This window comes from Streptomyces sp. NPDC101234 (assembly GCF_044767525.1).
Taxonomy (GTDB): Bacteria; Actinomycetota; Actinomycetes; order Streptomycetales; family Streptomycetaceae; genus Streptomyces; species Streptomyces sasae.
Map to the genome: position 1 here is coordinate 15,010 of NZ_JBIWOA010000027.1, position 24,653 is coordinate 39,662.

Below are 24,653 nucleotides of genomic sequence, written 5' to 3' on the forward strand. Positions count from 1 at the left end.
CGCGAGGCAACCGACTGTGCGGGGACGGGAGTCGACGGGTCCGGGAAGGCTCCTGGCCGCCAACTCCCGCGCGTGTCACGTCATCCCGTCAGTGCTTCGCCAGAAGGTCCTTGAGCGCGATGTTGAGTTCGAGGACGTTCACGCGGGGCTCGCCGATGAAGCCGAGGGTGCGGCCGTCGGTGTGGTCCTTGACCAGGTTCTCGACCTGGGCGACCGACAGGCCGTTCTTCTCGGCGATCCGGTGCACCTGGATCTCCGCGTAGGCCGGGGAGATGTCCGGGTCCAGACCGGAGCCGGAGGAGGTGACGGCGTCGGCGGGGACCTGGGAGGGCCTGACCGTGTAGCCGGGCACCGAGTTGTCCTTGACGACCGCGGCCTTGGCGTCCTTGACCTGCTGGATCAGCACCTTGCTGTCGGCGGAGAGGTTGGTCGCGCCCGAAAGGATCAGCTTGTACTGGGTGTTGACACTGTTGCTGCCGAGCCCGTTGGCCGGACGGCCCTGGAACCACTGCAGGGCGGCGTCCGGGGTCTGCTGCCCCTTCTTCAGCGGCAGGTCGTACGACTGCCCGATCAGGGACGAACCGACCACCTTGCCCTGCGACTTGATCTCGGAGCCGTTCGCCTTGTCGTGGAACGCGGCCTGGGCGATGCCGGTGACGACCAGCGGGTAGATGACGCCGGTCACCAGGGTCAGTACGAGCAGCGCCCGCAGGCCCGCACCCAGCAGCCGGGCAGTGTTGGTCACGGAGTTGTTCATGCCGATCAGCCGATTCCGGGGATGAGGGAGATGAGCAGGTCGATGATCTTGATGCCGATGAACGGGGCGATCAGCCCGCCGACGCCGTAGATCGTCAGGTTCCGGCGCAGCATCCTGTCCGCGCTCACCGGCCGGTACTGCACACCCTTCAGCGACAGCGGCACCAGCGCGACGATGATCAGCGCGTTGAAGATGACGGCCGACAGGATCGCGGAGTCGGGTGAGGACAGGCCCATGATGTTGAGCTTGTCCAGGCCCGGGTAGACGGCCGCGAACAGCGCCGGAATGATCGCGAAGTACTTCGCGACGTCGTTGGCGATCGAGAACGTCGTCAACGCGCCCCGGGTGATGAGGAGTTGCTTGCCGATCTCGACGATCTCGATGAGCTTGGTCGGGTTGGAGTCGAGGTCGACCATGTTGCCGGCCTCCTTGGCGGCCGACGTACCCGTGTTCATCGCCACCCCGACATCCGCCTGGGCGAGGGCGGGCGCGTCGTTCGTACCGTCGCCGGTCATCGCGACCAGCTTGCCGCCCGCCTGCTCCCGCTTGATGAGGGCCATCTTGTCCTCGGGGGTGGCCTCGGCGAGGAAGTCGTCGACACCCGCCTCCTCGGCGATCGCCTTCGCGGTCAGCGGGTTGTCACCCGTGATCATCACGGTCTTGATGCCCATCCGGCGCAGCTCGTCGAACCGCTCCCGCATGCCGTCCTTGACGACGTCCTTGAGGTGGATGACACCCAGGATCCGGGCGCCCTCGGCGTCCTCGACCGCGACGAGGAGCGGGGTGCCGCCGGCCTGCGAGATGGCGGCCGCGAGCGTGTCCGCGTCCTCGGCGACCGTGCCGCCCTGCTCGCGGACCCAGGCGATGACCGAACCGGCCGCCCCCTTGCGGATCCTGCGGCCGTCGACGTCCACACCCGACATCCGGGTCTGGGCGGTGAAGGCGATCCACTCGGCGTGCGCCAGCTCGCCCTGGTGCCGCTCCCTCAGCCCGTACTTCTCCTTCGCCAGTACGACGATGGAGCGGCCCTCGGGGGTCTCGTCGGCCAGCGAGGAGAGCTGGGCGGCGTCGGCGACCTCGGCCTCGGTCGTCCCGCTGACCGGCACGAACTCGGAGGCCTGGCGGTTGCCGAGGGTGATGGTGCCGGTCTTGTCCAGCAGCAGCGTGGAGACGTCACCCGCGGCCTCGACCGCACGGCCCGACATGGCGAGCACGTTGCGCTGGACCAGGCGGTCCATGCCGGCGATACCGATCGCGGACAGCAGCGCACCGATCGTGGTCGGGATCAGACACACCAGCAGCGCGACCAGCACGACCATCGTCAGGTGGGTGCCCGCGAAGTCAGCGAAGGGCGGGAGGGTGGCGACGGCCAGCAGGAAGACGATCGTCAGCGAGGCGAGCAGGATGTTCAGCGCGATCTCGTTGGGGGTCTTCTGCCGGGCGGCGCCCTCGACGAGGCTGATCATCCGGTCGATGAAGGTCTCGCCCGGCTTCGTCGTGATCTTGATGACGATCCGGTCGGACAGCACCTTGGTACCGCCCGTGACCGCGGAGCGGTCGCCGCCGGACTCGCGGATGACGGGGGCCGACTCACCGGTGATCGCCGACTCGTCGACCGAGGCGACGCCCTCGACGACGTCACCGTCACCGGGGATGATGTCACCGGCCTCGCAGACCACCAGGTCACCGATCCTCAGCTCGGTCCCCGGCACCTGCTCCTCGCTGTCACCCACCAGCCGTCGGGCGACGGTGTCGGTCTTGGCCTTGCGCAGGGTGTCGGCCTGGGCCTTGCCGCGGCCCTCGGCGACCGCCTCCGCGAGGTTCGCGAAGATCACCGTCAGCCACAGCCAGGCACTGATCGCCCACCCGAACCAGTCGCCCGGGTCCTTGAAGGAGAAGACGGTGGTCAGGATCGAGCCGACCCACACCACGAACATCACGGGCGACTTGACCATCACCCGCGGGTCCAGCTTGCGGCAGGCCTCGGGAAGGGACCTGACCAGCTGCTTGGGATCGAACAGGCCTGCACCGACACGGCCTTCGGCCGGCTTGTGCCCGGTGGGCGCGTCCTGGTGGGGCGCAAGGGTGGGAGTGGACATGGTGTCCTCGTGGGCTTCCGTTCGGGTGGTCATGACGCCAGCCCCTCGGCCAGCGGGCCCAGCGCCAGCGCCGGGAAGTAGGTCAGACCGGTGATGATCAGGATCGCGCCGACCAGCAGGCCGGTGAACAGCGGCTTCTCCGTGCGCAGGGTGCCGGCCGTGGCCGGGACGGGCCGCTGCTCGGCCAGCGAGCCCGCCAGCGCCAGCACGAACACCATCGGCAGGAACCGGCCGAACAGCATCGCCAGCCCGGTCATCGTGTTGAACCAGTCGGTGTTCGCGTTCAGACCGGCGAACGCCGAGCCGTTGTTGTTCGCCGCCGAGGTGAAGGCGTACAGCACCTCGGAGAAGCCGTGCGCCCCGGAGTTGAGCATGGAGTGCGGCGGGGTCGGCAGAGCCATCGACGCGGCCGCGAAGACGAGCGCGAGCGCCGGGGTGATCAGGATGTAGATCGCCGACAGCTTGATCTCACGCGCACCGATCTTCTTGCCCAGGTACTCGGGCGTACGGCCCACCATCAGACCGGCGATGAACACCGCGATGACCGCCATGATCAGGATGCCGTAGAGGCCGGAGCCGGTACCGCCGGGTGCGATCTCGCCCAGCATCATGCTGAGCAGCGTGATCCCGCCGCCGAGGCCGGTGAAGGAGGAGTGGAAGGAGTCCACCGCACCGGTCGAGGTGAGCGTGGTGGCCACCGCGAAGATCGACGAACCGCCGACCCCGAAGCGCACCTCCTTGCCCTCGTACGCGCCGCCCGCGAGCTGCAGCGCCGGGCCGTGGTGCGCGAACTCCGTCCACATCATCAGCGCGGTGAAACCGAGCCAGATGGTGCCCATGGTGGCGAGGATCGCGTAGCCCTGCTTCACCGAGCCGACCATCACACCGAACGTGCGGGTCAGCGCGAACGGGATCAGCAGGATCAGGAAGATCTCGAACAGGTTCGTGAACGGGGTGGGGTTCTCGAAGGGGTGGGCGGAGTTGGCGTTGAAGTAACCACCGCCGTTCGTACCGAACTCCTTGATGGCCTCCTGCGAGGCCACCGCGCCGCCGTTCCACTGCTGCGATCCGCCCATGAACTGGCCGACCTCGTGGATCCCGGAGAAGTTCTGGATCGCACCGCAGGCCACCAGGATCACCGCGGCCAGGGCGGCGAACGGCACCAGGATTCGGATCGTGCCGCGCACCAGGTCGGACCAGAAGTTGCCGATCTCACCGGTGCGCGAGCGCGCGAACCCGCGCACCAGCGCCACCGCGACGGCGATACCCACAGCCGCCGACACGAAGTTCTGCACGGCCAGACCGGCGGTCTGCACGACGTGACCCATGGTCTGCTCGCCGTAGTACGACTGCCAGTTCGTGTTCGTCACGAACGAGACGGCCGTGTTGAACGACTGGGCCGGGTTGACCGAGGAGAAGCCCAGCGAGCCGGGCAGGACGCCCTGCAGCCGCTGCAACAGGTAGAGGAAGAGGACGCCGACGAACGAGAAGGCGAGGACACCGCGCAGATAGGCGGGCCAGCGCATCTCGGTGTCGGGATCGGCGCCGATGCCCTTGTAGATCCACCTCTCGACGCGCCAGTGCTTGTCGGAGGAGTAGACCTTGGCCATGTAGTTGCCGAAGGGGATGTAGCAGAGCGCCAGCGCGCCTATGAGCGCGGCGAGTTGGAGCACGGCGGCGGTTACGGGACCCATGACGTGTCTCAGAACCTCTCCGGGAAGATCAGGGCGAGGACGAGATAGCCCAGCAGGGCGACGGCCACGATCAGGCCGACGATGTTCTCGGCGGTCACAGCTTCGTCACCCCCTTGGCGACGAGAGCCACCAGCGCGAAACCCGCGAGCACGGTGACGACGAAGGCCAGATCGGCCATCGTGAACTCCTGGAGTGAGGTTCGAAACGGACTCGGACGGTTAGAGCAAACCGCCTCCATGGCCGGAATCGACCGTCGTTGACGGCTCCCTTACGGCGACCCACACGGCTTTGACGGGACTCTTACGACGGGACGATCACGCAGGTCGCAGCCGGTGCCGGAATCAGAACAGGTGGAACCGCAGCCGGCAGATCACCGCGTCGGTCTCCCGCCGCACGGCGTGCGCGACGACCGCGCCCCGCTGGTTCTGCAGCAGCCGCTGCCACAGCCGCTCGGGCTCCGTCTCAGGGATCAGCACGGTCACCCGGGTGGCCGGCTCGGTGGCGGCCGTCTCACGGACGTATGCGGCGATGGGGCGGCCCAGCGTGCGCCGCGCACAGCTCAGCCGCACCAGCGGCACCCCGGGGTCCCACTCCGCCCAGGCGCGCTCCAGGGCGTGCATCTGGGCCCGGTCCTCCGGATCGGGGTGGCAGACGGTCACCGCGCGGACCTCGTCGCCGAGGGAGGCGGCCGCGGTCAGGGCCTCCGAGGTCAGACGGGAGATCGACGAGACGGGGACGATCACCAGCGAGCGCTCGCGGTGCGGGGTCTCCGGTGTGCGGCCGAGGCCCAGGCACTCGCTGATCCTGTCGTAGGCCCGGTGGACGGTCTCGAAGGCGACCACGAGCAGCGGGAGCGTGATCACGATCAGCCATGCGCCCTCTTCGAATTTCGACGCGGTGACGACGACGGTCGCCACGCCGGTGAGAAGGGCACCGGAGCCGTTGAGCAGCGCCTTGCCACGCCATCCCCGGCCGCGTTCCAGCCGCCAGTGTCTGACCATGCCGACCTGGGCGATGGTGAAGCCGACGAAGACGCCGATCGCGAAGAGCGGCACCAGGGTGTTGGTGTCGCCGCCGGAGAACACCAGGAGCGCGGCCGAGACCGCGGCCAGGGCGAGCACGCCGTGCCGGTGCACCTGACGGTCGGCCTTCAGGGCGAAGACGTGCGGTGCGTAGTTGTCGCGGGCGAGCAGTTTCAGCAGTACGGGCAGACCGCCGAAGGAGGTGTTCGCGGACAGCGCGAGCAGGATCATCGTCGCGAACTGGATGACGTAGAAAGCCCAGTTGTGGCCGAGGGCGGCGTCCGCGAGCTGGGCGAGGACGGTGACGCCCTCGACCGGCTGGAGGTGGAAGCGGCCGATGAGCACCGACAGGCCGATGAGCATCACACCGAGTACGGCGCCGAGCGCCACCTCCGCCCGCTGGGCCCGCTTGACCCGGGAGCGGCGGAAGGAGGGCACCGCGTTGGCTATGGCCTCCACGCCCGTGAGCGCGGCACAACCAGAGGCGAAGGCTTTCAGCAGGAGCAGGGCGCCCACGGTGGAGGCGTTGTCGGCGACGACCGAGGCATGCCCGGCCGCGGTCGCCGTGCTGACCGGGTGGGAGCGGAACAGACCGACGACGATGAGCACGAAGATCGAGCCGACGAACACGACGGTCGGCACGATGAACGCCTTCGCCGACTCCACGATCCCGCGCAGATTGACACCCGTGATCAGCGTCAGCACCACCAGACACAGCCACAGCCGGTCGTCGTACAGGGCCGGGAAGGCGGACGTCAGCGCGGCCACGCCGGCGGTGACGGCGACGGCCACGTTGAGGACGTAGTCCAGCACCAGTGAGGCCGCCGCGACCAGACTGGTCCGTGCGCCCAGGTGCGTGCGCGCGACGGCGTACGAACCGCCGCCGTCCGGGAAGGCCGCGATGACCTGCCGGTACGAGGCGACCAGTACGGCCAGCAGGGCCGCGATGGCCAGGGTGACGGGCAGCGTGAAGCCGAGGCCGTGCGCACCGGCGGCGGCCAGCACCAGCACGATCGCCTCCGGTCCGTACGCCACGGACGCCATCGCGTCCAGCGACAGCGCGGCGAGGCCGGTGACGGCGGTCAGGCGGTGGCGCTCGCCGGTGTCGGGCGGCTCCGCATCGGCGGGGACGGCGTCCGGCGCGGTGGTCAGGACGGTCATGGGTGCGCGCTCCTTCGTGGTCCGGCCGCGCACCAGGGCCCAGGGGTGCGCGGTTGCACCCAGGTTCTGTCCCTTTCCCGCGCCGTCCGGCTTTTCCTGGCGGCTTCTTCGCGCTCAGGCGGCCGAATCTGACGGGATCTTGACGGGTCCGGGCTGCGGGCGGCCTGCCTCTGCCGTCATCCGGGCGATGGACGCGCGGCCGGGGTTCCTCCCCCACGGTGCGGCTTCCAGGTACCGGGACCGGTCACTGTGCTCATCACGCACCTCCTGCGCTCTGCTCGGTCGGTACGGCGCTCAGGGTCCGGGGAGCGAACGGCAGCGACACCACCATCGTGAGGCCGCCGCCGGGGGTGTCCTCGGGGCCGAGGGTGCCGTTCATGGCTTCGGTCAGGCCACGGGCGAGGGCGAGTCCGAGGCCGAGGCCGGTCGTGTTGTCGGTGTCACCGAGCCGCTGGAAGGGCTCGAAGAGACGGTCCCGGCCCTCCGCTGGCAGGCCGGGCCCCCGGTCCACGATCCGCAGCTCCACCCGGCCGGCCAGGGCGCTGGCGGTCACCAGCACCTTCTTGCCCGCCGGTGTGTGGCGGGCGGCGTTGCCGACCAGGTTGGCGATCACCCGTTCCAGCAGCGGCGGGTCGGCCAGCACCGCCGGGATCGCCTCCAGGTCCGCCACGTGCACGTCGGGGACGTCCGCGAGTGCCATCGGGAGGACCTCTTCCAGTGAGGCGGCCCGGAGGTTCAGGGGCAGGACGCCCGCCTCCAGGCGGCTGAGGTCGAGGAGGTTCTCCACCAGCCGGTTGAGCTTGGCCATGGACTCGTCGGCGGTGGCGAGGAGTTCGTCCCGGTCCTCCGCGGAGAACTCGACGTCGCGGCTGCGCAGCGAGGTGACCGCCGCCCAGCCCGCGGCGAGCGGGGTGCGCAGGTCGTGGCCGACGGCCCGCAGCAGTGCCGTACGCAGCCGGTCGGCGGCCTTGACCGGTTCCACCTCGGCGGCGGCCTCGGCGAGCCGGGCCCGTTCGACGGCGGAACCGACGTGCGCGGCGAACGCGGCCAGCACCCGCCGCTCGGACGACGAGAGTGTGCGGCCCCACAGCGCGAGCCAGGCGCCGGGACCGGCGGGAACGGCTGTCACGCCCGTGTCCTCGGGCGGCTCGTCCACCAGCTCCGCCGATTCCATGCCGAAGGTCTCGCGGGTCCGTTCCAGCAGGGCGGGGATGGTCGCTTCCCCGCGCACGATGCTGCCGGCCAGGGACGACATGGTCTCCGCCTCGGCCGTCGCGCGGGCGGAGCGGCGTGACAGGCGCAGCGACCGGTCCACCACGGCGGCCACCACGGCGGCCACCACCGCGAACACCGCGAGGGCGAGCAGGGCGTTCGGATCGTCGAGGGTGAAGGCGCCGATGGGCGGGATGAACCAGTAGTTGAGCAGCAGGGACGCCGTCACGGAGGCGATCACCGCCGAGATGACCCCGCCTATACAGGCCACGCCCACCACGGCGAGCAGGAACAGCAGTGCCTCGCTGGTCAGGTTCAGGGTCCCCCGCAGCTGGGCGAGGACGACCGTGAGCAGCACGGGCAGCACCAGGCCGGTCACCGGGCCGGCGATCAGCCGGGCCGTGGACAGGGTGCGCCGTCGCGAGGGCAGGAGGGTGCCGCGGCCGGCGCGTTCATGGGTGACCCGGTGGACGTCGATGTCGCCGGACAGCTCGGTGACGGTCTCCCCCGTGCCGGGCCCGGTCAGGAACCGGGCCAGCCGGCCGCGGCGGCTGGTGCCGAGGACGAGCTGGGTGGCGTTCTCGGCGCGCGCGAACTCCACCAGGGCGGTGGCCACGTCGTCGCCGACCACCGAGTGGTAGCTGCCCCCGAGGTCCTCGACGAGCCGGCGCTGCCGGGCCAGCGAGGCGTGCGAGACGCCCGCCGCGAGCCCGTCGCTGCGGGCCACGTGCACGGCGAGCAGGTCCCCGCCCGCCGACCGGTCGGCGATGCGGCCGGCCCGTCGTACCAACGTGTCGCCCTCCGGACCGCCGGTGAGGGCGACCACGACCCGCTCCCGGGTCTCCCACACCCTGCCGATGCCGTGCTGCGAGCGGTACTCCTGCAGTGCCTCGTCGACCCGGTCGGCCGTCCACAGCAGTGCCAACTGCCGCAGCGCGGTGAGGTTTCCGGGCCGGAAGTAGTTGGCCAGGGCCGCATCGATCTTCTCGGGGGTGTAGATGTTGCCGTGCGCCATCCGGCGGCGCAGCCCCTCGGGTGGCATGTCCACCAGCTCGATCTGCTCGGCCCGCCGGACGACGTCGTCGGGCACGGTCTCGTGCTGCGGTACCCCGGTGATCTTCTCGACCACGTCGTTGAGGGACTCCAGGTGCTGGATGTTCAGCGCGGTGACGACGTCGATGCCTGCGTCGAGGAGCGCCTCGATGTCCTGCCACCGTTTGGGGTTACGGCCCTCTCCCGGGACGTTGCTGTGCGCGAACTCGTCGACGATCGCCACCTGGGGGCGCCGAGCGAGCAGCGCGGCGAGGTCCATCTCCTCGAACCGTCCGCCGCGGTAGGTGCAGGACGCGCGGGAGACGGTCTCCAGACCGTCGAGCATCGCCTCCGTGCGCGGCCGCCCGTGGCACTCCGCGAACCCCACCACCACGTCCGCCCCGCGAGCGGCACGGCGCCGCCCCTCGTCGAGCATGCGGTAGGTCTTGCCGACTCCCGGGGCCGCCCCGAGATAGACCTTCAGTCGTCCGGGCCGTACGTCACTCATCGCCGCCGACGCGCTCCGCTCACTGGATCAACTCCCCTGACCACAGGGGTCGCTCCCTCCCAAGGAAGCCCCTTCGCGGGCCGGTCGGCGCGGTTGTTAGCGCTTCCTTGGCGGCGTTCCCGGGGACCTTGACACTGTCTTGACGTGAGCCGGCCCGATAGGGTGGCAGCAGGTGTGCCGGGAAGTCTGGTCGGCCGGGAGCCACGGTGGCTCCTGTTGGGCCCCAGGGGGACGGCATGCGCAGCGTCGGAACGGTTCTCGCCCTCGTGGTCCTCGCCACGGTGGTCGCCACTTTCGCACGCCGTTGGCGGATCCCCGCCCCCTCCCTGCTCGTCGTCGCCGGTCTCGCGGTGGCCCTGCTGCCGGGCACCCCGCAGATCGAGATCAGCCCCGAGATCATCGGCCTGGTCGTGCTGCCGCCGCTGCTGTACGCGAGCGCGGAGGACATGCCCTGGCGCGAGCTGCGCGCGGTGTGGAAGCCGGTCGGGATCCTCGCGATAGGGCTGGTGCTCGCCTCGGCCGCCGCGGTGAGCGCGGTCGCGGTGTGGGTGACGCCCCTGTCCTGGCGGATGGCGTTCGTGCTGGGCGCGGTGCTGGCCAGCACCGACCCGGTGGCGGTCACCGCGCTGGGGCGGCGCCTCTCGCTGCCGCCGAGGGTGCAGGTGCTCGTCCAGGCGGAGAGCCTGTTCAACGACGCGACCTCCCTGGTGCTGGTCCGGGTGGCGGCCGGGATCGCGGTGGCCTCCGCGGCCGCCGACTGGGGTGCGGCGGGCGGCCAGTTCCTCGTGCTGGCCGGTGGCGGCACCCTGATCGGCGCCGCGGTGGCCGCAGTGATCGCCCTGATCCGGCGGCGCACCGAGGACCCGGTACTGGAGACGGTGATCGCCCTGGTCACCCCGTACGCCGCCTATCTCCTTGCCGAGGCGGCGCACACCTCCGGCGTGACCTCGTGCGTGGTCGCGGGCGTGGTCCTCGGCGGCCGCGGCGACCGCCTCACCAACGCCCGCATAAGGCTCCAGCTGCACGCGGTCTACGGCACGGTGGTGTTCCTGCTGGAGAGCGTGGTGTTCTCCCTGATCGGCCTGGCGCTGCCCGCGGAGGTGCGGGCCCTGGCCGACGGCGACCGGGCGTGGCCCCTGTACGCCCTCGCGGTGGCCGGCACGCTCATCGCCGTACGGCTGCTGTGGATCGCTCCGCTGTCGGCGGTCGTGCAGCGCAAGGGCGCGCCGGGCCGGATGAACTGGCGGGTGCCGATGGTGCTGACCTGGGCGGGCACCCGGGGCGTGATGCCGCTGGCCGCCGCCCTGTCCATCCCGGAGATCGCGAAGGACGGCACCGCCCTGGCGGACCGGCCGCTCGTCCTCGTACTGACCACCTCGGTCGTGGTCGTCACCCTCGTCGTACAGGGCTTCACCCTGGCCCCGGTCGTCCGCCGCTCCGGCATCGCCCTGGAGCCCGCCCACACCGAGCGCGAGGAGGTCGAGGCCCGCTCCCGCCTCGCCCACGCCGGTCTGGGCCGCCTGGAGGAGCTCACGGAGCTGGAGGCCGTGCCCGAGATCGTCCTCGACCGGCTCCGCCGGGGCCTGACCGCCCGCCTCGAAGACGCCCGCGACCGCCTCGCCGGCACCGCCACGCCGACCGAGTCGGCCGACCTGGTCTACCGCCAGCTGCGCCGCGACCTGATAGCCGTGGAGACGACGGAACTGCAGCGCCTGTACGACACCCACCGCATCAGCGACACCACCCGCCGCCGGCTGCAACGCTCCCTGGACCTGGAGGAGGCACGGCTGGCGGACGCCTGACGGAACCCCCTCGGCCTGGGCCACAGGCCGAGGCCGGTGAGGGCGGCGGCAGCGCGCCCGCCCACGGGAGCGGGCCGGTGACCACCGAGCGGCCCACGGCGGCCGAGGCCGTGAAGCGGGCGCGATCGATGTCGGCCACCTTGTCCGGGGCCGCCGTCCAGGCCCCGAAGTGCACGTTGGACGAGTTCGGCGTCGACCAGGGCTGGAGCACGGTCGAGAAGCACCCCCGGTTCCTGCTCACGACCACCGGTGACGGAGCCGCGGACATCGTCGGCTTCGGCGGCCCGGGGGTGTACGTGGCCCGAGATCTCTGCCGTCGCTTCAGGACCCGATGGTTCTCGGGGGTCTCCGCAGCCGCCGCATCACGGCGACTCGCCGTCGGCGCGGCGGTCAGGCCCGCTCCGCCCCGGAAGAGGTGATCGAACGGACGAGGACCAGAGCCCGGAGCTCTCCTACCGGCCCGCAAGAATTCCGTAATGCGACATCGGCGCGGAATATCACCGGTTATCGCGAAGTAAGAGGTTTCTTGTCAATGGAACCCGGCCTCCGACAGCTCCCTCCTGCAGGGCAGAGAAGGAGGTCGAAATGGGCGACAGCCCGACGAAGACGAGCAACGCGCTCACGCAGCGTTTCACGCCGAGACTCGCCTCACCGCCTCAGCGGCGGTCCTGGCGTTCCGAGCTGAGGAAGGCGCTGCCGGCACTGACGGTGTTCGCCTCCGTGCGGCTGACCGGCGTGATCATGGCGACCTTGTGGGCCCTGCACCTCGGCAAGCACCCGCGGACCGTGCTCGGCCTGGAATGGGACGGCCACTGGTACTGGCACATCTCCCAGTACGGCTACGGCCTGGTCATCCGCCCTGCATGGAGCCACAGCGTCTTCAACGACCTGGCGTTCTTCCCCCTCTTCCCGGGCCTGATCCGCGCAGTAAACACGGTGCTGCCGATCGGCCCGGTCAACGTGGCGCTGCTCATCTCATGGAGTGCCGCCCTGGTGGCGGCCTGGGGCGTGTACGCGGTCGGGGAACTGCTGCACGGACGTCGCGTCGGGATCCTCCTCGTGGCGCTGTGGGCGCTGACGCCGCACGCGATCATCCTGACGATGGCGTACACCGAGCCCCTCATGATCGCCTTCGCCGCCTGGTCGCTCTACGCCGTGCTGACCCGCCGCTGGCTGACCGCGGCGACGCTGGCGGTGCTGGCCGGGCTGTGCCGTCCCAACGGCCTCGCCGTGGCGGCCGCCGTCGTCACCGGCGCCGTCGCTCATCTCTGGCAGCTGCGCCGCGCCGGTGCGCCCACCGCTTGGCGCGCCTGGGCGGCCGCCGCCACTGCTCCCCTCGGCTGGCTGGGCTACGTCGGCTGGGTGGGGCTCAGAACGCACAACCCCACCGGCTACTTCCACGTACAGAGCCTCTGGGGCTCACGGTTCGACTTCGGCCGCTACACCGCCCACATGTTCAAGCACCTGGTCGTCGGGCACGACACCCTCGTCGTCTATCTGACGGCCGCGATCATCCTCGGCTCCGTGCTGCTGTTCGTCTTCTGCGTCCTGAACAGGATGCCCTTGCCCCTGCTCGCATACTGCGCGGTCCTCATCGTGATCGCCGTCGGCGGCACCCACTTCTTCACCAGCAAGCCGAGGTTCCTGCTGCCGGCCTTCCCCCTGCTGCTCCCGCTCGCCCGGCATCTGGCGCGGAGCCGCCTGCGCACCCTTGTCGTCCTGCTCACCGCCCTGGCCGTCGTCTCGCTCTTCTACGGCACCTACCTCCTGACCGTCTCCACTCGGGCCCTGTGACGCAGCCGTTCACCATGTCCAGCCATGGCCGCCGCCGTTGTTGAACAGGGCCAGGACGCCGGTGGTGATGACGAGGTACCGGGTGAGGGGCCCCTGACGGCCCAGGGCCGCCAGGGCCCAGGCGAGGGCCGTGTACCAGGGCATCGACCACGGCGCGGTGAGAATCCAGGCGAAGACGAGCACGAAGGGCACGGCGACCGCGGCGGGGCGCCCGGCCGGGACCCGGCGGTGGAGCAGCCAGGCAAGGGCGAGCATCAGGACGGGCCAGAGGAGTCCGGGGGCGGCGGCGGCCGCGCGGGGGCCCAGGTACCTGGTACCGAAGTACTCGAGCACCGCCCACGGGGAGGGCGAGGAGACCTGGTGCGAGGCACCTGAAAGGGGGGCGAGGGCATGGACGCCGTAGACGCCGTAGAGGACGGCCAGAATCAGCACGGCGGCACCTGCCTGCCGGGCGGCCGGTCGCCAGGCGCCGGAACGCAGCAGGGGCCAGGCCAGACCGACCCCGAACAGGGCGGCACTGATCTTGACGGCACACGCCAGGCCCACCAGGCCTCCGACGATCAGATCGTGGTGCCGTCCCACGGCTCTGCGGCCGACATGGACCGCGCACACGGCCAGGCAGGCGACGAGGGTGTCCAGATGCCCGCCCGCGACCAGCACGCCGATCAGCAGCGGGTTGGCGCTCCACAGCAGGGCGGCGCGTACCGGGTCGTCGGCGGTGCGGATCAGCAGGCAGCCGGTGCCCAGGAAGACGGCCGCGTTCGCCAGCATCAGCGCCCAGATCGTCAGCCACGGCAGGTCCCCGCCGACGACCGCGGCGCCGGCCTGCCACCATGTCGCCACCGGCCCGTACACGGACGGCGTGTGCCGCCACGCGTCGCTCACCAGATGTGCGTAGGCGCCTCCCAGCCGGGCGGGCGTCATCACGTACGGGTCGCCGCCGAGCGCGGTGATCCGGCCGTACGCGGCGTAGCTGGCCGTGTCGGAGGAGCCGACGGGGGTGAGGTTGGCGACGACGAGCGCGGCGACCGCGCCGGCGCCGAACAGGGCCTGCGGCTTCGGTCTCCAGCCCTGTTCGTGGGCGTGCAGCAGGGCGAGTGCGCCCAGGCAGCACAGCACGATGGCGGTGTAGGTGAGGGCCGCGGACGCGGTGCCCGGCATGGCGGGCAGGCGCAGCCGGCTGATCGGCGCCCGCAGGGTGTTGTGATTGGGTGCGCTCGCGCCGACCAGCGCGAACAGCGCGATGCCGGCCACGGATGTCCAGATGGCCGCGTCGGGCCGTTGCCGGGCGGCGGCCCCCGGTGGCGACGGGCGGACCGAGCGGATACGCACCGCGAAGCGCGCAGCCCACTGATTGCTGTCGGTCGTCACACGTCACTCACCGGGTCGCCGTCGAGTCCTGTCCACTGTGTCAGCTCGCTGCGAGGAGCGTGGTGACGATCTTGTTCACGAAGTTACGGCCTTCGTGGCTGCCGTGCCCGACGGCCGCCGGCAAGTCGTCGTGGTGGACGAAGACGGCCGTACCGAACCTAGCGCGGCCGATCTTCAGCTGTCCATGTGACGGAGGGGGAGGCGATAGCACCTGGGCCTCGGCGGCGGCCTCAGGGGAGTGGCCGCCGCCGGTCGGGTCCGTCAGCGCATCAGCGCATATCGGTGAGGAGGGTGTTGAGTTCGGCCTCCTGCCGGGCCGGCGCCATCGGCGGGTTCGGGTGGTCGATCCCGAAAGTCTTCAGGACCTGGTCCATCTGGGCGTCGAGGAACGTCCAGCCGGTGTTGTCCAGCGGCTGCAGCGAGGCCTGGTCGGCATCCCAGAGGTCTCGCAGCGACTGGGCGGCCGCGTGGGCCGCGGTCGCGTTGCCCGACCGTGCGTCCCTGAGCGAGGTCGATGCGAGTGCCTTGAGTGCGTCGACCTTCGCGGGCGGGAACTTCTTCACGGCCTGGCCGGGGGCGAGCTGAACGGTGGAGGTGGCGTCGGTCTCCGGCGCCGGGCCGACGTGCGGCTGGCTGTGCGCCCAGACCAGCAGGCTCCCGGTGGCGACGGCGAGGAGGCCGAAGCCCGCCAGTCCGATGCGCTCCCGCTGCGGGTTGGCCGCGATCTGCGGGGTGTGTGTGGCGTCGTAGGTCTCGGTCACGTCGGAACGCGTCACCGTCAGGTAGACGACGGTCGCCAGGATCAGGCCGAGGAAGATCAGGCTGGTGGTGAAGGTGCCCAGCGCAAGGCCGGTCGGCTCGCCCGGCTGAGCGACCTTCGGGGAGGCGAGCCAGTCGCCGATGTTGGCGCCGAGCGGGCGGGTCAGGATGTAGGCGAGCCAGAAGGACAGCACCGGGTTCGCGCCGAACTTCCGCAACAGCGCGATCGCCGCGATGAGGCCGAGCGGCAGCAGGACCGAGACTCCCGGGCTCCAGCCGGTGAGCTCCAGGGTCCAGTCGCCGGTCGCGGTGCCGAGGGCGAAGGTGACGAGAACGGTGAGCCAGTAGAACGACTCGCGCGACAGCGTCGTGACCGAGTGGATCGAGAGGGTGCGCTCGCGCAGCCACCACACGCCGAAGACCACGGCGAGCAGGACCGAGAACACCGTGGTGCTGATCCACAGCGGCACGTTGAGCTGGTCGGTCAGGATGTCGGTGTACAGCGTGCCCGTGACACTGACAACGACCACGGTCAGCCAGTACGGGAACGGGACGTACCGCTTCAGCCGCAGCTGGGCGGCCAGGACCACCACGAACACCGCGGTGAAGATCCAGGCCGTGTTCACCAGGCCGACGCCCAGCTTCATGTTGATCCAGTCGGCGAAGCTCTCACCGACGGTCGTGCACAGGATCTTGATCACCCAGAACCAGACGGTGACCTCGGGAACCTTGTTCAGCATCAGCCGCCCGCTGCGGTGCGTGCGGGCTTCGCTCGTCGTTGTCATGCGGCGAGGTTGGCTCGGCCAACCTGCACACAACCTGACTACGCGATCGCCTCCGGCGTGGGAAAGGTCACCTCGACGCGACCGTGACCGTCCGCGATCGCACGGACTGCCACCCCCGCGGACGCGGCGAGACGCTTCACCACGGCCAGCCCCAGTCCGTGCCCGTTGCCGCTGGTCACGCCCGCTTCGAAGACCCGGTCGACCTCTGTCGGATCGAACCCCGGGCCATCGTCGAGGACGTCGATCACGACGCCCTGGGGCTGGATGCGCCCCGTGACCCAGACACGCGAACTCGCATGCCGCAGGCCGTTCTCCAACAGGGGTGACAACACAGCCACGACGAGCTCGGTTGCCACGGCGACATCGACGTTGGTCGGAATGGCGAGTTCGATGGAGCGACCGGCGATCGCCTGTCGCGCCGCCGCCCTGAGATCGCAGCGGGTACCGCCGTCGATCCGCGTCCGGGCGGTGCTCAGAATCGTCGTGATCGCCGCGTTCAGACGGTCGACCTCGGTCAGCACGGACTCCGGTGCCACCCGGTGACCCGCGAGTTGCGCCAACTGTGCCTCGCCCCGCAGGGCCGTCAGGGGCGTCCGCAACTCGTGGGCGATCTCGTCGGTGAGCCGGCGCTCGTCCGCGAGCGCGTTGTCCACGCGGTCGAGCAGGCGATCGAGAGTTCGCCCGAGTTCCCCGAACTCATCGCGAGGTGCGCCGAGGTCGAATCGGCGCCCGGGTTCGTGTTCGCCCCAGTCGTCGGCAAGGGCGGCCATGTCGTGGACCACCCGCAACGCACGACCCACCACGAGGTGTGCGACGACGCCGGCGAGCAGGATCGAGATGCCGCCCAGCATGAGCGACATCGTCAGGCTGCGCTGCTCCGACGTCTCGTACGGCGTCAGATCCACCCTCACGACCGCCATGACGTGGTGGCCTTCGAGCGGGATCGGCTGGGCATACAGAAGGTGACTGCCCACCGTGGTGGTCTGGGACTGCCCGGAGCCGACGAGCGCCTCGACGCGGTGAAGGACGCTGCCCGGCACGATCCCGTCGATGAGGCGCCCGTCGGCATACACCCACGAGACCGTGTCCAGGGCTTCGTTGCCGCTCTCGATCAGCACGACGTGACCATCGCGTACGGTCACGTTCGCCGCCACCGACTCTGCACGCGTATGCGCCAGAGCGTTCGCGTCGGCGTCGGTCACCTGGCTCAGCAACACGTGCGAGACCACCACCAGCACGGCGACCACCGCTGTGGCGATCAGCACCGCAAGCGCGACGACCCTCCCGCGGAAACCCGTCACTCCCATCGATAGCCCACCCCGCGGACCGTCGCCAGGCGATCGGCCACGCCCAGCGCACCGAGTTTGGTCCGTAGCCGGCGCACGTAGGAGTCGAGGGTGTTGTCGCTGACGTGTGCGCCATGCGGCCAGCCGGCTGCGACGAGGGCGTGGCGGCGTACCGCGTCGCCCTGTGAGGCGATGAGCCTGCCCAGCAACCGGAACTCGGTCGGCGTCAGGCTCTCGCTCGTCGAACCGTGGATCACCACGTGTTTCGCCGGATCGAGAACGACGCCCCTCGGTGGGGTCGTCGCGGTTGTTCTGCGTAGCAGGGCGCGGACCCTCACGAGCAGCTCCGGGATGTCGAACGGTTTCGTCATGTAGTCGTCGGCTCCCGCCTCGAAGCCGCCCACCTTGTGGTGCATGCCGTCCAGAGCGGTGAGCATCAGCACCGGGGCATCGACGCCACGTGCCCGCAGCGCCAGGCAGACATCGCGGCCGTCGGCGTCCGGGAGTCCCAGATCGAGGACGACCAGATGGGGGACCGGCTCAAGGTTCCGCAGCAGGCTGTCCGCCGTAGCGGCGACCGCGATCGTATGGCCGTCGTGCTCAAGCGCGCGCTTGAGGACGTCGCGAACCGCCGCGTCATCTTCGCATACCACAATAAAAGCCACGCACTGACCCTAGGTATTCCGCCGGAAGTTCTCCATTTTCCCTGGCCAGCGCCCTGCCAGTCCGAGGACGACCGCCAGGAACAGGGCGCTGGTCACGACGGTACCCAGGCCCAGGCCGCCGTCACCGGCGGGCAGGGAGAGGTAGTCGCTGATGGAGGCGCCGAGGGGGCGGGTGAGGAGGTAGGCGATCCAGAAGCTCCACACCGCGTCCAGATCCAATGCGAAGTGGGCGATGGCCACCGCGGCGATGACCGCCGCGAACAGCACGGCGGACAGCCAGTACCCGAGGTCCAGGCGCTCGGACACCAGGTCACCTGCCGCGGTGCCCAGGGCGAACGCGACCAGCACCGCGAGCCAGTAGAAGGACTCGCGGCCGGCGGTGTCGATGTGCTGGATGGCCAGGATCCGCTCGCGCCGGTACCAGACCACGAACACGACCGCGAGGACGATCGCGAGGACAGCGGTGGTGGTCTCCGGCGGGACGCCCATGTCGTCGGTGAGGTTGTCGCTGATCAGTGTGCCGACGACGCTGATCAGCGTCACGGTGGGCCAGTACACGCCCGCCCGGTAGGCACTCGTGCGGAACTGGCCCACCAGCACGACGGCCAGCAGGGCGCTCATCAGCACCGAGACGCCGGTCAGCCCCAGACCCGCCTTCTCGTCGAGCAGGTCGGCCGCGGTCCCGCCGACCGTCGTGCACAGGATCTTGATGATCCAGAAGTGAAGGGTGGGCTCGGGCACCTTGTTCCGGCGCGGGCGATGACCCAGAGGGGCTGTCCGGGCAGCCTCAGGAACCACCTGGCCCTCAGACGTTTCATAGGTCATACCGCCCGACCATGGCACCGCAATCCTGAACATATCCTGACTGCCGCCGCGCATCGCCCGCCTCGCCACCGCCGTGCGAGCAGCATGGCGCCATGCACACGCACGCACTCCGTCTTCTCATAGCGGCCTTCCGTCCCGCCCCTGCCCCCGCGACGGAAGAAGACCGCCTTGCACGCCACGACCACCGTCTCCGCGCCGGCTGACCGCGCGACCGTCTGGCTGCGGCGCCGCCTGGGCCGAGCCGTCGTCCTGTCCTACGCCGGCGCCCTGCTCCTGCCGGCCCCAGGCCTGTGGTTGCGCCACACCCACGCCCTGCCGCTCGGGCCGCTGCTCCGCCTGCCCCTGTCCACCGCGCCGTGCCTGCTGTGGCTGGTGCTGTTCTCGGCCGGGCTCCAGGTGCCCGTCCGTGAGCTGGGCCGCGTGCTGCGCCGCCCGAGCGCACTGCTCGCGGGGCTCGTTCTGCACCTGGCCATCCCGCTGCTGGTCATCCCGCTGGTCGCGTGCCTGCTGCACACCTCGCCCGACTCCGACGGCGGCAGCGGCCTGGTCACCGCGATGATCCTGGTCGTCGCCATGCCCGTCGCGGCCGGTGCGACCGTGTGGACCGGCAAAGGCGACGGGGACCAGCCCACGATGGTGGGCCTGGTGCTCGCCTCCACGCTTCTCAGCCCGCTCACCACGCCTGTGCTGGTCCGGCTCCTGTCCCCGCTGCTCAGCGACGGCTACGCCGACTCGCTCGCAGCGAACGATCACCTCACAGGCGGCGGCTTCGCTTTCGCCGGCGTGGTGCTGCCCTGCGCGGCGGGCGTGCTGGTCCGGTTCGCCCTGCCCTCGTCCTGGCCCGGGCAGGTGTCGGGAGTCGTCGTACCCGTGGCCCTGGTCGGCTCGCTCGTCCTGACGTACGTCAACGCCAGCGGCGCCCTCGGTTCCTTCGTCGCCCGGCCACGCCCCCTGCTGCTGGGTGCCGCGCTGGTCGTGGCGGCACTGGTCTGCCAGCTGTCGTTCGTGCTCGGCCGGTGCGCGGCACGGCTGCTGCGGCTGGACCCGCCCGCCGCCTCGTCCCTCACCCTCGCCTGCGGCATGAACAACAGCAGCGCGAGCGCGGTATTGATCACGGCCGCGCTCCCGGACAAACCGCATCTGCTGCTTCCGGTCCTCGCCTACGGTCTGCTGCAGAAGACGGCCGCCAACCGGGTCGTACGGGCCCGCCCTCGAAGGGCGTAGCGACCGACGCTCGGCCGACGACCGCGCTGAGGCCAACGTACTCCGAACCGCCCGTTCCACCCCCGGAGCGACCGGTCGTCGCGCGCGGCGGCGACCGGCGAGGAGCCTCGGATCATGTGCCGGTGGCAGAAGTGGCGGCCGGGATACGGGCGGAGGTGATCGTCATCGGCGTGCCGGTGACGACGATGAGATAGGTGCCCGGACCGTGGCCGCCGGGCATCGCGTGGAACCCTCCCCCGGGTTCCACGCGATAGTCGGCGGAGGTGTGCGGGGCCAGGACGGCAGGACCCGAGGCGATCGTCCACCAGCCGGAGGCGCCCTGACCGGTACGGCTCGCGAAGTGCGGCTCAAGCGCCGTGCCCGTGGTGTTCACGGCCCGGACGTCGATGGTGGTGACACCGACCCGCGACCCGTGCTTGGCGAAGTGCGGTGTGAGGCTCATGCGCAGCGGCGGCGGGCTCGCGGCGGCGATCACGACGCACACGAGGGCGGGGGCGAGCAGCCCGGCCGCCACGACGGCCTTGGCGCGGCGGCCGGTGAGGCGGGGCAACAGGGGCAGGCGGGGCAGGAGCCGGGCCGGCCGAGGCTGCCAGGCGGTGGCGAACGCGGCGGCCGGGACGGTGGCGGCGGCCGCCAGCCACAGCGGGGTCATCATCAGGAAGTAGCCGTCCTGGGAGCGCGTGGCCAGGTAGAACGCGATCCAGGGCAGGACGGTGAGGGCCGGGCCCAGCCGCCGGACGAACAGCAGCGTGGCCGCGAGCAGGCCGAGCAGCAGCAGCTGGCTGCCGTAGGAGTAGTAGTCGAGGCGGCTGCTGCCGTCGGTGAAGTAGTAGGAGATACCCATCACGCCCTGACCGTGCAGGATCGCCTTCTGCTCCATGGGCAGCAGGATTCCGTTCAACCAGGCCGGGAAGTCCTGTACGGCGAAGTACGCGTTGGCCGCGGACCAGGTGAGGGCGGCGGTGGCCGTGTAGCGGGCGGTGACCGCCAGGGCGCGCCGGGGGCCGAGTTCGCCGCGCCGGACGGCGTACAGGCCGATCAGCAGGAACGGGGCGAGGAACCAGGCGAGTTGCTGGGCGGCGCAGGCGGCGCCCAGCAAGGCCGCCCGCAGTACGCCCCCTGGTCCGAGGTGGCCGCCCTCGCCCGTGCTGGGCCAACGGACCACGACGGGGATGAGCAGGGCGAGGGCCGTGATGGCCGGATAGCCGGAGTAGGCGTAGTGGGGCAGGAGGCCGAAACCGAGGCAGACGGCCGTGGCCGCGGACCGCCAGGGCGCCGGCAGCAGGAACCACAGCAGGACCGAGGAGGCCAGGAGCGCGGCGGTGGGGACCAGGGTGGCGGCTGCCGTCGAGTGGACGACGGCATGCACCGGTGCGGCGAGCAGGGCGGTCAGCGGCGGGTAGCCGTATGTGTAGTCGGCGCCGCCGGACATGGTCTTGGTGACCAGGACGCCGTGGTCGGCGAACAACCAGGGCCACGACTGACCGTAGACCGGGCGCCCGTGCAATATCTCGTTCGCGGCCTGGGCGGTCAGCACGCCTTCGTCGGTGCCGGCGTGGTCGAGGAGATAGCCGCAGATCACCAGCGCGACGGCGGTGACCAGTACGGCCGCGTCGACCCGGATCAGCGCCCTGCGGGTGCGTACGAGAAGGCTGAGAACCGCACAGCCGAGGATCGCGGCGTAGCAGACGGAGATGACGGCGGCGACCGGGGGGCTCGACTCCATCGCGGCGGTCCAGGCGGCGCGCGTGCCGATGAACAGGCTGATCGTGGCCACCAGGGTCATGCCCCGGTGCCACTGCTGGGGCCCGGCGTCCGGGATGCCGAGGGCCGGGGCCGGGGGCGGTGCCGCCGGGTGCGTCGCGGTACGACCGCGGGACTGGACGCCCATTCCGGCACGATGGGTGTCAGTCAAGAACTGCCTCCTCCGTCTCGCCTCCGCTGGGCGGCAACCACATGGGGCCGGCCGCCCGGGAGCCATCTGCTACATCACGTAGAGGGAGACTGGGGCGGCGGGGTTCCGCCGAGCCGGAGGTTCATCCGACCGCCCCGGCACGGGAGACAGGCATCCGCCGTTCAGGGCAGGGACGAATCGACGCCCCTGTCCGATCATCTACAGTTCACCTGAGGTCTACAAGGATGTAGTCGGTAAGCGCTTTGCGTGAAAACGCCCGCCGATACCGGCGGTACCGCCGGTATCGCTTCACGGCGGGAGGATCCGGCAGGCTCGAGCGGCCGCGCGAGACGGCGCCCGTCGCCCGTCGCCCGGTCAGTGCACGGCACGGTACCGGTGCTCGGGGCGTCCGGTGGCTCCGTAGCGCAGTTCGAGCCGGACCATGCCCTCCTTGACCAGGTAGGAGAGATAGCGCTGCGCCGTCGCACGGGAGACGCCGGTGCGTTCGGCGGTCTCCGCGGCCGACAGGGCGTCCTGTGCGGTGCGCAGGGACTGGTGCAGCAGGGCGAGCGTGGGCGCGGAGTGGCCCTTGGCGGGGACGCGGGGCACGGCCGGCGGGCGGGCGGCGCTGAACAGGGCGTCCACATCGGCCTGTTCGGTCTCGGGGACCGTGCCCAGGGCGTCCATGCGGTGCTGGAGTTCGCGGTAGGCGGTGAGTCGCTCGGCGAGGTCGGGTGCGCCGAAGGGCTTGACCAGGTAGCCGACGGCGCCGAGTTTCATCGCGATCCGCACCGAGGTGATGTCCCGGTCGGCGGTGATCATGAGGGCGTCGGGGCGGTCGCCGCCCTCGTCTCCGCTCAGTCGGCGCAGCACGTCGAGTCCGCTGCCGTCCGGCAGGAAGATGTCGAGCAGCAGCAGGTCCGGGTGGAGGGCGCGTACCGCGTCGAGCGCCGCGTCCACGGTCGCCGCCTGGCCGACCACCTCGAAGCCCTTTACACGGGACGCGTAGTCGCAGTGGATGCGGCTGACCCGGAAGTCGTCGTCCACCACCAGGGTCCGGATCACCAGCGGTCACCTCCTGCGATGCCGTCCGGCGCGCCGACCGGAACCGGCGGAGCCGTCGTGAACAGGGCGCCCTGCGGGGCCGGGACGGTGTCGGGCACGGGCAACGTCAGGGTGAAGACCGCACTCGGCCCCTCGCTGACCGTGATCGTGCCGCCGTGCCGCTGCACCAACCGGTGGACGAGAGCGAGTCCGAGGCCGCGCCGCGCGGTACCCCGGTCCGGGCGGGTCGACCAGCCGTCCTCGAAGATCGACTCGGTGGCGCCCGGCGGGATGCCCGGCCCGGTGTCGGCCACCTCCACCCGCACCACGTCGACGGCCTCGATCAACGACAGCCGCACCTCCGGACCGCCCGGCCGCGCCGGTCCGGTCGCGGACGCGTCGATCGCGTTGTCCAGCAGGTTGCCGACGATGGTCAGCAGCCGGCGCAGATGCGGCGGGTCCTCGCCGAGAGCGGAGTCGTCACTGAGGACGATCCGCACCCCGCGTTCCGCGGCCACCGTGATCTTGGCGACGATCAGTCCCACGAGCAGCGGGTTGCCGATCCGCTCCCGTACGGATTCGGTCAGCGCCTGCTCGGCGCCGGCCGTCTCGACGGCGAACTCGTACGCGGCTTCGTGATCGCCGATGTCCAGCAGCCCGGCCATCGTGTGCATCCGGTTGGTGAACTCGTGCTGCTGGGCGCGCAGCGCGTCGGTGAGCCCGCGCACCGCGTCCAGTTCGCGCAGCAGCCCGATGAGCTCGGTGCGGTCGCGCACGGTGACCACCGCGCCCAGTTCACGGCCGTGCAGGGCCACCGGCATCCGGTTGACGACCAGGCAGTGGTCGTCGGTGAGCACGCTGATGTCGCTGCCCGTCACGGTGCCGTCCAGGGCACGGCGCAGCCGCCCGTCCGGCAGTACCTCCGCCAGCGTGCTGCCGAGCGCGGTGCCGAGGCCGAGCAGGTCGCGGGCCTCGTCGTTGACCACCGTGATCCTGCCGTCGGGGTCGAAGGCGACGACTCCTTCACGGATGCCGTGCAGCATCGCCTCCCGGTCCTGCAGCAACCCGGCGATCTCCTCCAGTTCCAGTCCGAACGTCGTCCGCTTGAGCCGCCTGGCCAGCAGGAACGCGGCCGCCGAGCCGAGCGCGACGGCGATGGCGCTGTACAGACCGAAGGTCGGCAGCTCGCGCCACAGCTCGCCCAGCACATAGTGCTCGGGAATGCCCGCGGACACCTCGCCGACCAGCTTGCCGGTGGGTCCGCGCAACGGAGCCTTGCCGTTGGCGGAACGCCCGGTCGCGCCCTGGTCGGTACCGACCTGGGGCCTGCCGTCCAGCACCACGATCGGATCGCCCGTCGGTTCGCCGATCAGCGTGGGGTCGGGGTGGGAGTGGCGGATGCCGCGCAGGTCGAGTACGACCACGTACGACGCCCCGGACGCCTTGCGGATCCGTTCGGCCACGGTCTGCACCACGTGCCCGCCTCCCCCGTACTGCATGGCCTGCCGGATCTGCGGGTCGGCGGCCGTGGTCTGCGCGATGTCGAGCGCCCGCTGCTCGTAGGCACGGTCGATCTCGCCCCGCTGCGCGAAGGCGAACAGCACGAAACCGATCAGCCCGGTCAGCGCCAGGATGACCAGCTGGTTGGCCAGAATCCGCGCGGAGAGCCTCCCCTTCCCGCCACGGCCGGGGATCGGGATACGGATGGGTTTCACAGGT

19 protein-coding genes are annotated in these 24,653 nt (G+C 70.8%); 4 read left to right on the forward strand and 15 right to left on the reverse strand.

From position 1 onward, the window contains the following. Positions 1 to 88 precede the first annotated feature (88 nt). The 7 genes from ACIRR9_RS38195 to ACIRR9_RS38225 form a co-directional block, all read right to left on the reverse strand. Positions 89 to 757 (reverse strand): potassium-transporting ATPase subunit C, encoded by a 669-nt coding sequence (locus tag ACIRR9_RS38195; protein ID WP_403761860.1) that lies wholly within the window; start codon positions 755 to 757, stop codon positions 89 to 91. Positions 758 to 762: 5 nt separating this feature from the next. Continuing rightward, the gene (gene kdpB, locus ACIRR9_RS38200) at positions 763 to 2,889 is read right to left on the reverse strand and encodes a potassium-transporting ATPase subunit KdpB (RefSeq protein ID WP_403761863.1); all 2,127 of its coding nucleotides are present in this window, start codon (positions 2,887 to 2,889) and stop codon (positions 763 to 765) included. Continuing rightward, a complete protein-coding gene (gene kdpA, locus ACIRR9_RS38205) occupies positions 2,886 to 4,550 on the reverse strand; it encodes a potassium-transporting ATPase subunit KdpA (RefSeq protein WP_403761865.1) in 1,665 nt (554 codons plus the stop codon). Before kdpA ends, kdpB begins: the two co-directional genes overlap by 4 nt. Before the next feature lie 8 nt (positions 4,551 to 4,558). After that, positions 4,559 to 4,648 (reverse strand): K(+)-transporting ATPase subunit F, encoded by a 90-nt coding sequence (kdpF, locus tag ACIRR9_RS38210; protein WP_037659531.1) that lies wholly within the window; start codon positions 4,646 to 4,648, stop codon positions 4,559 to 4,561. Then, positions 4,645 to 4,788, reverse strand: a complete 144-nt coding sequence (locus ACIRR9_RS38215; RefSeq protein WP_384563319.1) for a hypothetical protein — start codon at positions 4,786 to 4,788, stop codon at positions 4,645 to 4,647. Before ACIRR9_RS38215 ends, kdpF begins: the two co-directional genes overlap by 4 nt. A 103-nt stretch (positions 4,789 to 4,891) precedes the next feature. Next, the gene (locus tag ACIRR9_RS38220) at positions 4,892 to 6,733 is read right to left on the reverse strand and encodes an APC family permease (protein WP_403761870.1); all 1,842 of its coding nucleotides are present in this window, start codon (positions 6,731 to 6,733) and stop codon (positions 4,892 to 4,894) included. Positions 6,734 to 6,989: 256 nt separating this feature from the next. After that, positions 6,990 to 9,485, reverse strand: coding sequence for an ATP-binding protein (locus ACIRR9_RS38225; protein WP_403761873.1), 2,496 nt, complete (start codon positions 9,483 to 9,485; stop codon positions 6,990 to 6,992). A 236-nt stretch (positions 9,486 to 9,721) separates the two neighbouring features. Here ACIRR9_RS38225 and ACIRR9_RS38230 point away from each other — a divergent pair, with 236 nt between their 5' ends. From ACIRR9_RS38230 to ACIRR9_RS38240, 3 genes are all read left to right on the forward strand, one after another. Continuing rightward, positions 9,722 to 11,287, forward strand: coding sequence for a Na+/H+ antiporter (locus ACIRR9_RS38230; protein ID WP_403761876.1), 1,566 nt, complete (start codon positions 9,722 to 9,724; stop codon positions 11,285 to 11,287). Positions 11,288 to 11,364: 77 nt separating this feature from the next. Then, positions 11,365 to 11,706, forward strand: a complete 342-nt coding sequence (locus ACIRR9_RS38235; protein ID WP_403761878.1) for a hypothetical protein — start codon at positions 11,365 to 11,367, stop codon at positions 11,704 to 11,706. A gap of 166 nt (positions 11,707 to 11,872) precedes the next feature. Beyond that, entirely contained in the window at positions 11,873 to 13,081 is a 1,209-nt protein-coding gene (locus ACIRR9_RS38240) for a hypothetical protein (protein ID WP_403761881.1), read from the forward strand. Between the two features lie 9 nt (positions 13,082 to 13,090). Here ACIRR9_RS38240 and ACIRR9_RS38245 read toward each other — a convergent pair whose 3' ends face one another. The 5 genes from ACIRR9_RS38245 to ACIRR9_RS38265 all read right to left on the reverse strand — a co-directional run bounded on the left by ACIRR9_RS38245 (position 13,091) and on the right by ACIRR9_RS38265 (position 18,772). Then, the gene (locus ACIRR9_RS38245; protein WP_403761884.1) at positions 13,091 to 14,452 is read right to left on the reverse strand and encodes a hypothetical protein; all 1,362 of its coding nucleotides are present in this window, start codon (positions 14,450 to 14,452) and stop codon (positions 13,091 to 13,093) included. 269 nt (positions 14,453 to 14,721) lie between these two features. Continuing rightward, positions 14,722 to 15,996: a hypothetical protein gene (locus ACIRR9_RS38250; protein ID WP_403761887.1), complete on the reverse strand. Its 1,275-nt coding sequence runs from the start codon at positions 15,994 to 15,996 to the stop codon at positions 14,722 to 14,724. A 38-nt stretch (positions 15,997 to 16,034) separates the two neighbouring features. Next, the gene (locus tag ACIRR9_RS38255; RefSeq protein ID WP_403761890.1) at positions 16,035 to 17,303 is read right to left on the reverse strand and encodes a sensor histidine kinase; all 1,269 of its coding nucleotides are present in this window, start codon (positions 17,301 to 17,303) and stop codon (positions 16,035 to 16,037) included. Then, positions 17,294 to 17,947: a response regulator transcription factor gene (locus tag ACIRR9_RS38260; RefSeq protein ID WP_403761893.1), complete on the reverse strand. Its 654-nt coding sequence runs from the start codon at positions 17,945 to 17,947 to the stop codon at positions 17,294 to 17,296. The genes ACIRR9_RS38255 and ACIRR9_RS38260 overlap by 10 nt, the downstream gene beginning before the upstream one ends. 9 nt (positions 17,948 to 17,956) lie before the next feature. After that, positions 17,957 to 18,772 carry a hypothetical protein gene (locus ACIRR9_RS38265; RefSeq protein ID WP_403761896.1) on the reverse strand — a complete coding sequence of 272 codons (816 nt, stop codon included), beginning with the start codon at positions 18,770 to 18,772 and terminating at the stop codon, positions 17,957 to 17,959. Between the two features lie 168 nt (positions 18,773 to 18,940). On the opposite strand from ACIRR9_RS38265, the gene ACIRR9_RS38270 reads away from it, so the two are divergent. Further along, positions 18,941 to 19,996, forward strand: a complete 1,056-nt coding sequence (locus ACIRR9_RS38270; protein WP_403761899.1) for a sodium-dependent transporter — start codon at positions 18,941 to 18,943, stop codon at positions 19,994 to 19,996. Between the two features lie 112 nt (positions 19,997 to 20,108). Here the strand turns inward: ACIRR9_RS38270 and ACIRR9_RS38275 are convergent, their stop codons facing one another. From ACIRR9_RS38275 to ACIRR9_RS38285, 3 genes are all read right to left on the reverse strand, one after another. Beyond that, positions 20,109 to 21,887 carry a hypothetical protein gene (locus tag ACIRR9_RS38275; protein WP_403762226.1) on the reverse strand — a complete coding sequence of 593 codons (1,779 nt, stop codon included), beginning with the start codon at positions 21,885 to 21,887 and terminating at the stop codon, positions 20,109 to 20,111. A gap of 378 nt (positions 21,888 to 22,265) precedes the next feature. Further along, on the reverse strand, positions 22,266 to 22,955 hold the full coding sequence (locus ACIRR9_RS38280; protein ID WP_365344339.1) for a response regulator: 690 nt from the start codon (positions 22,953 to 22,955) through the stop codon (positions 22,266 to 22,268). Beyond that, the gene (locus tag ACIRR9_RS38285; RefSeq protein WP_403761902.1) at positions 22,952 to 24,649 is read right to left on the reverse strand and encodes an ATP-binding protein; all 1,698 of its coding nucleotides are present in this window, start codon (positions 24,647 to 24,649) and stop codon (positions 22,952 to 22,954) included. The genes ACIRR9_RS38280 and ACIRR9_RS38285 overlap by 4 nt, the downstream gene beginning before the upstream one ends. Positions 24,650 to 24,653 lie beyond the last annotated feature (4 nt).

Coding starts and splice junctions, on each gene's coding strand:
- ACIRR9_RS38195 (WP_403761860.1), bottom strand. CDS start 757: ATGAACAACTCCGTGACCAACACTGCCCGGCTGCTGGGTGCGGGCCTG.
- kdpB (WP_403761863.1), bottom strand. CDS start 2,889: ATGACCACCCGAACGGAAGCCCACGAGGACACCATGTCCACTCCCACC.
- kdpA (WP_403761865.1), bottom strand. CDS start 4,550: ATGGGTCCCGTAACCGCCGCCGTGCTCCAACTCGCCGCGCTCATAGGC.
- ACIRR9_RS38215 (WP_384563319.1), bottom strand. CDS start 4,788: ATGGAGGCGGTTTGCTCTAACCGTCCGAGTCCGTTTCGAACCTCACTC.
- ACIRR9_RS38220 (WP_403761870.1), bottom strand. CDS start 6,733: ATGACCGTCCTGACCACCGCGCCGGACGCCGTCCCCGCCGATGCGGAG.
- ACIRR9_RS38225 (WP_403761873.1), bottom strand. CDS start 9,485: ATGAGTGACGTACGGCCCGGACGACTGAAGGTCTATCTCGGGGCGGCC.
- ACIRR9_RS38230 (WP_403761876.1), top strand. CDS start 9,722: ATGCGCAGCGTCGGAACGGTTCTCGCCCTCGTGGTCCTCGCCACGGTG.
- ACIRR9_RS38240 (WP_403761881.1), top strand. CDS start 11,873: ATGGGCGACAGCCCGACGAAGACGAGCAACGCGCTCACGCAGCGTTTC.
- ACIRR9_RS38250 (WP_403761887.1), bottom strand. CDS start 15,996: ATGACAACGACGAGCGAAGCCCGCACGCACCGCAGCGGGCGGCTGATG.
- ACIRR9_RS38255 (WP_403761890.1), bottom strand. CDS start 17,303: ATGGGAGTGACGGGTTTCCGCGGGAGGGTCGTCGCGCTTGCGGTGCTG.
- ACIRR9_RS38265 (WP_403761896.1), bottom strand. CDS start 18,772: ATGACCTATGAAACGTCTGAGGGCCAGGTGGTTCCTGAGGCTGCCCGG.
- ACIRR9_RS38275 (WP_403762226.1), bottom strand. CDS start 21,887: ATGGGCGTCCAGTCCCGCGGTCGTACCGCGACGCACCCGGCGGCACCG.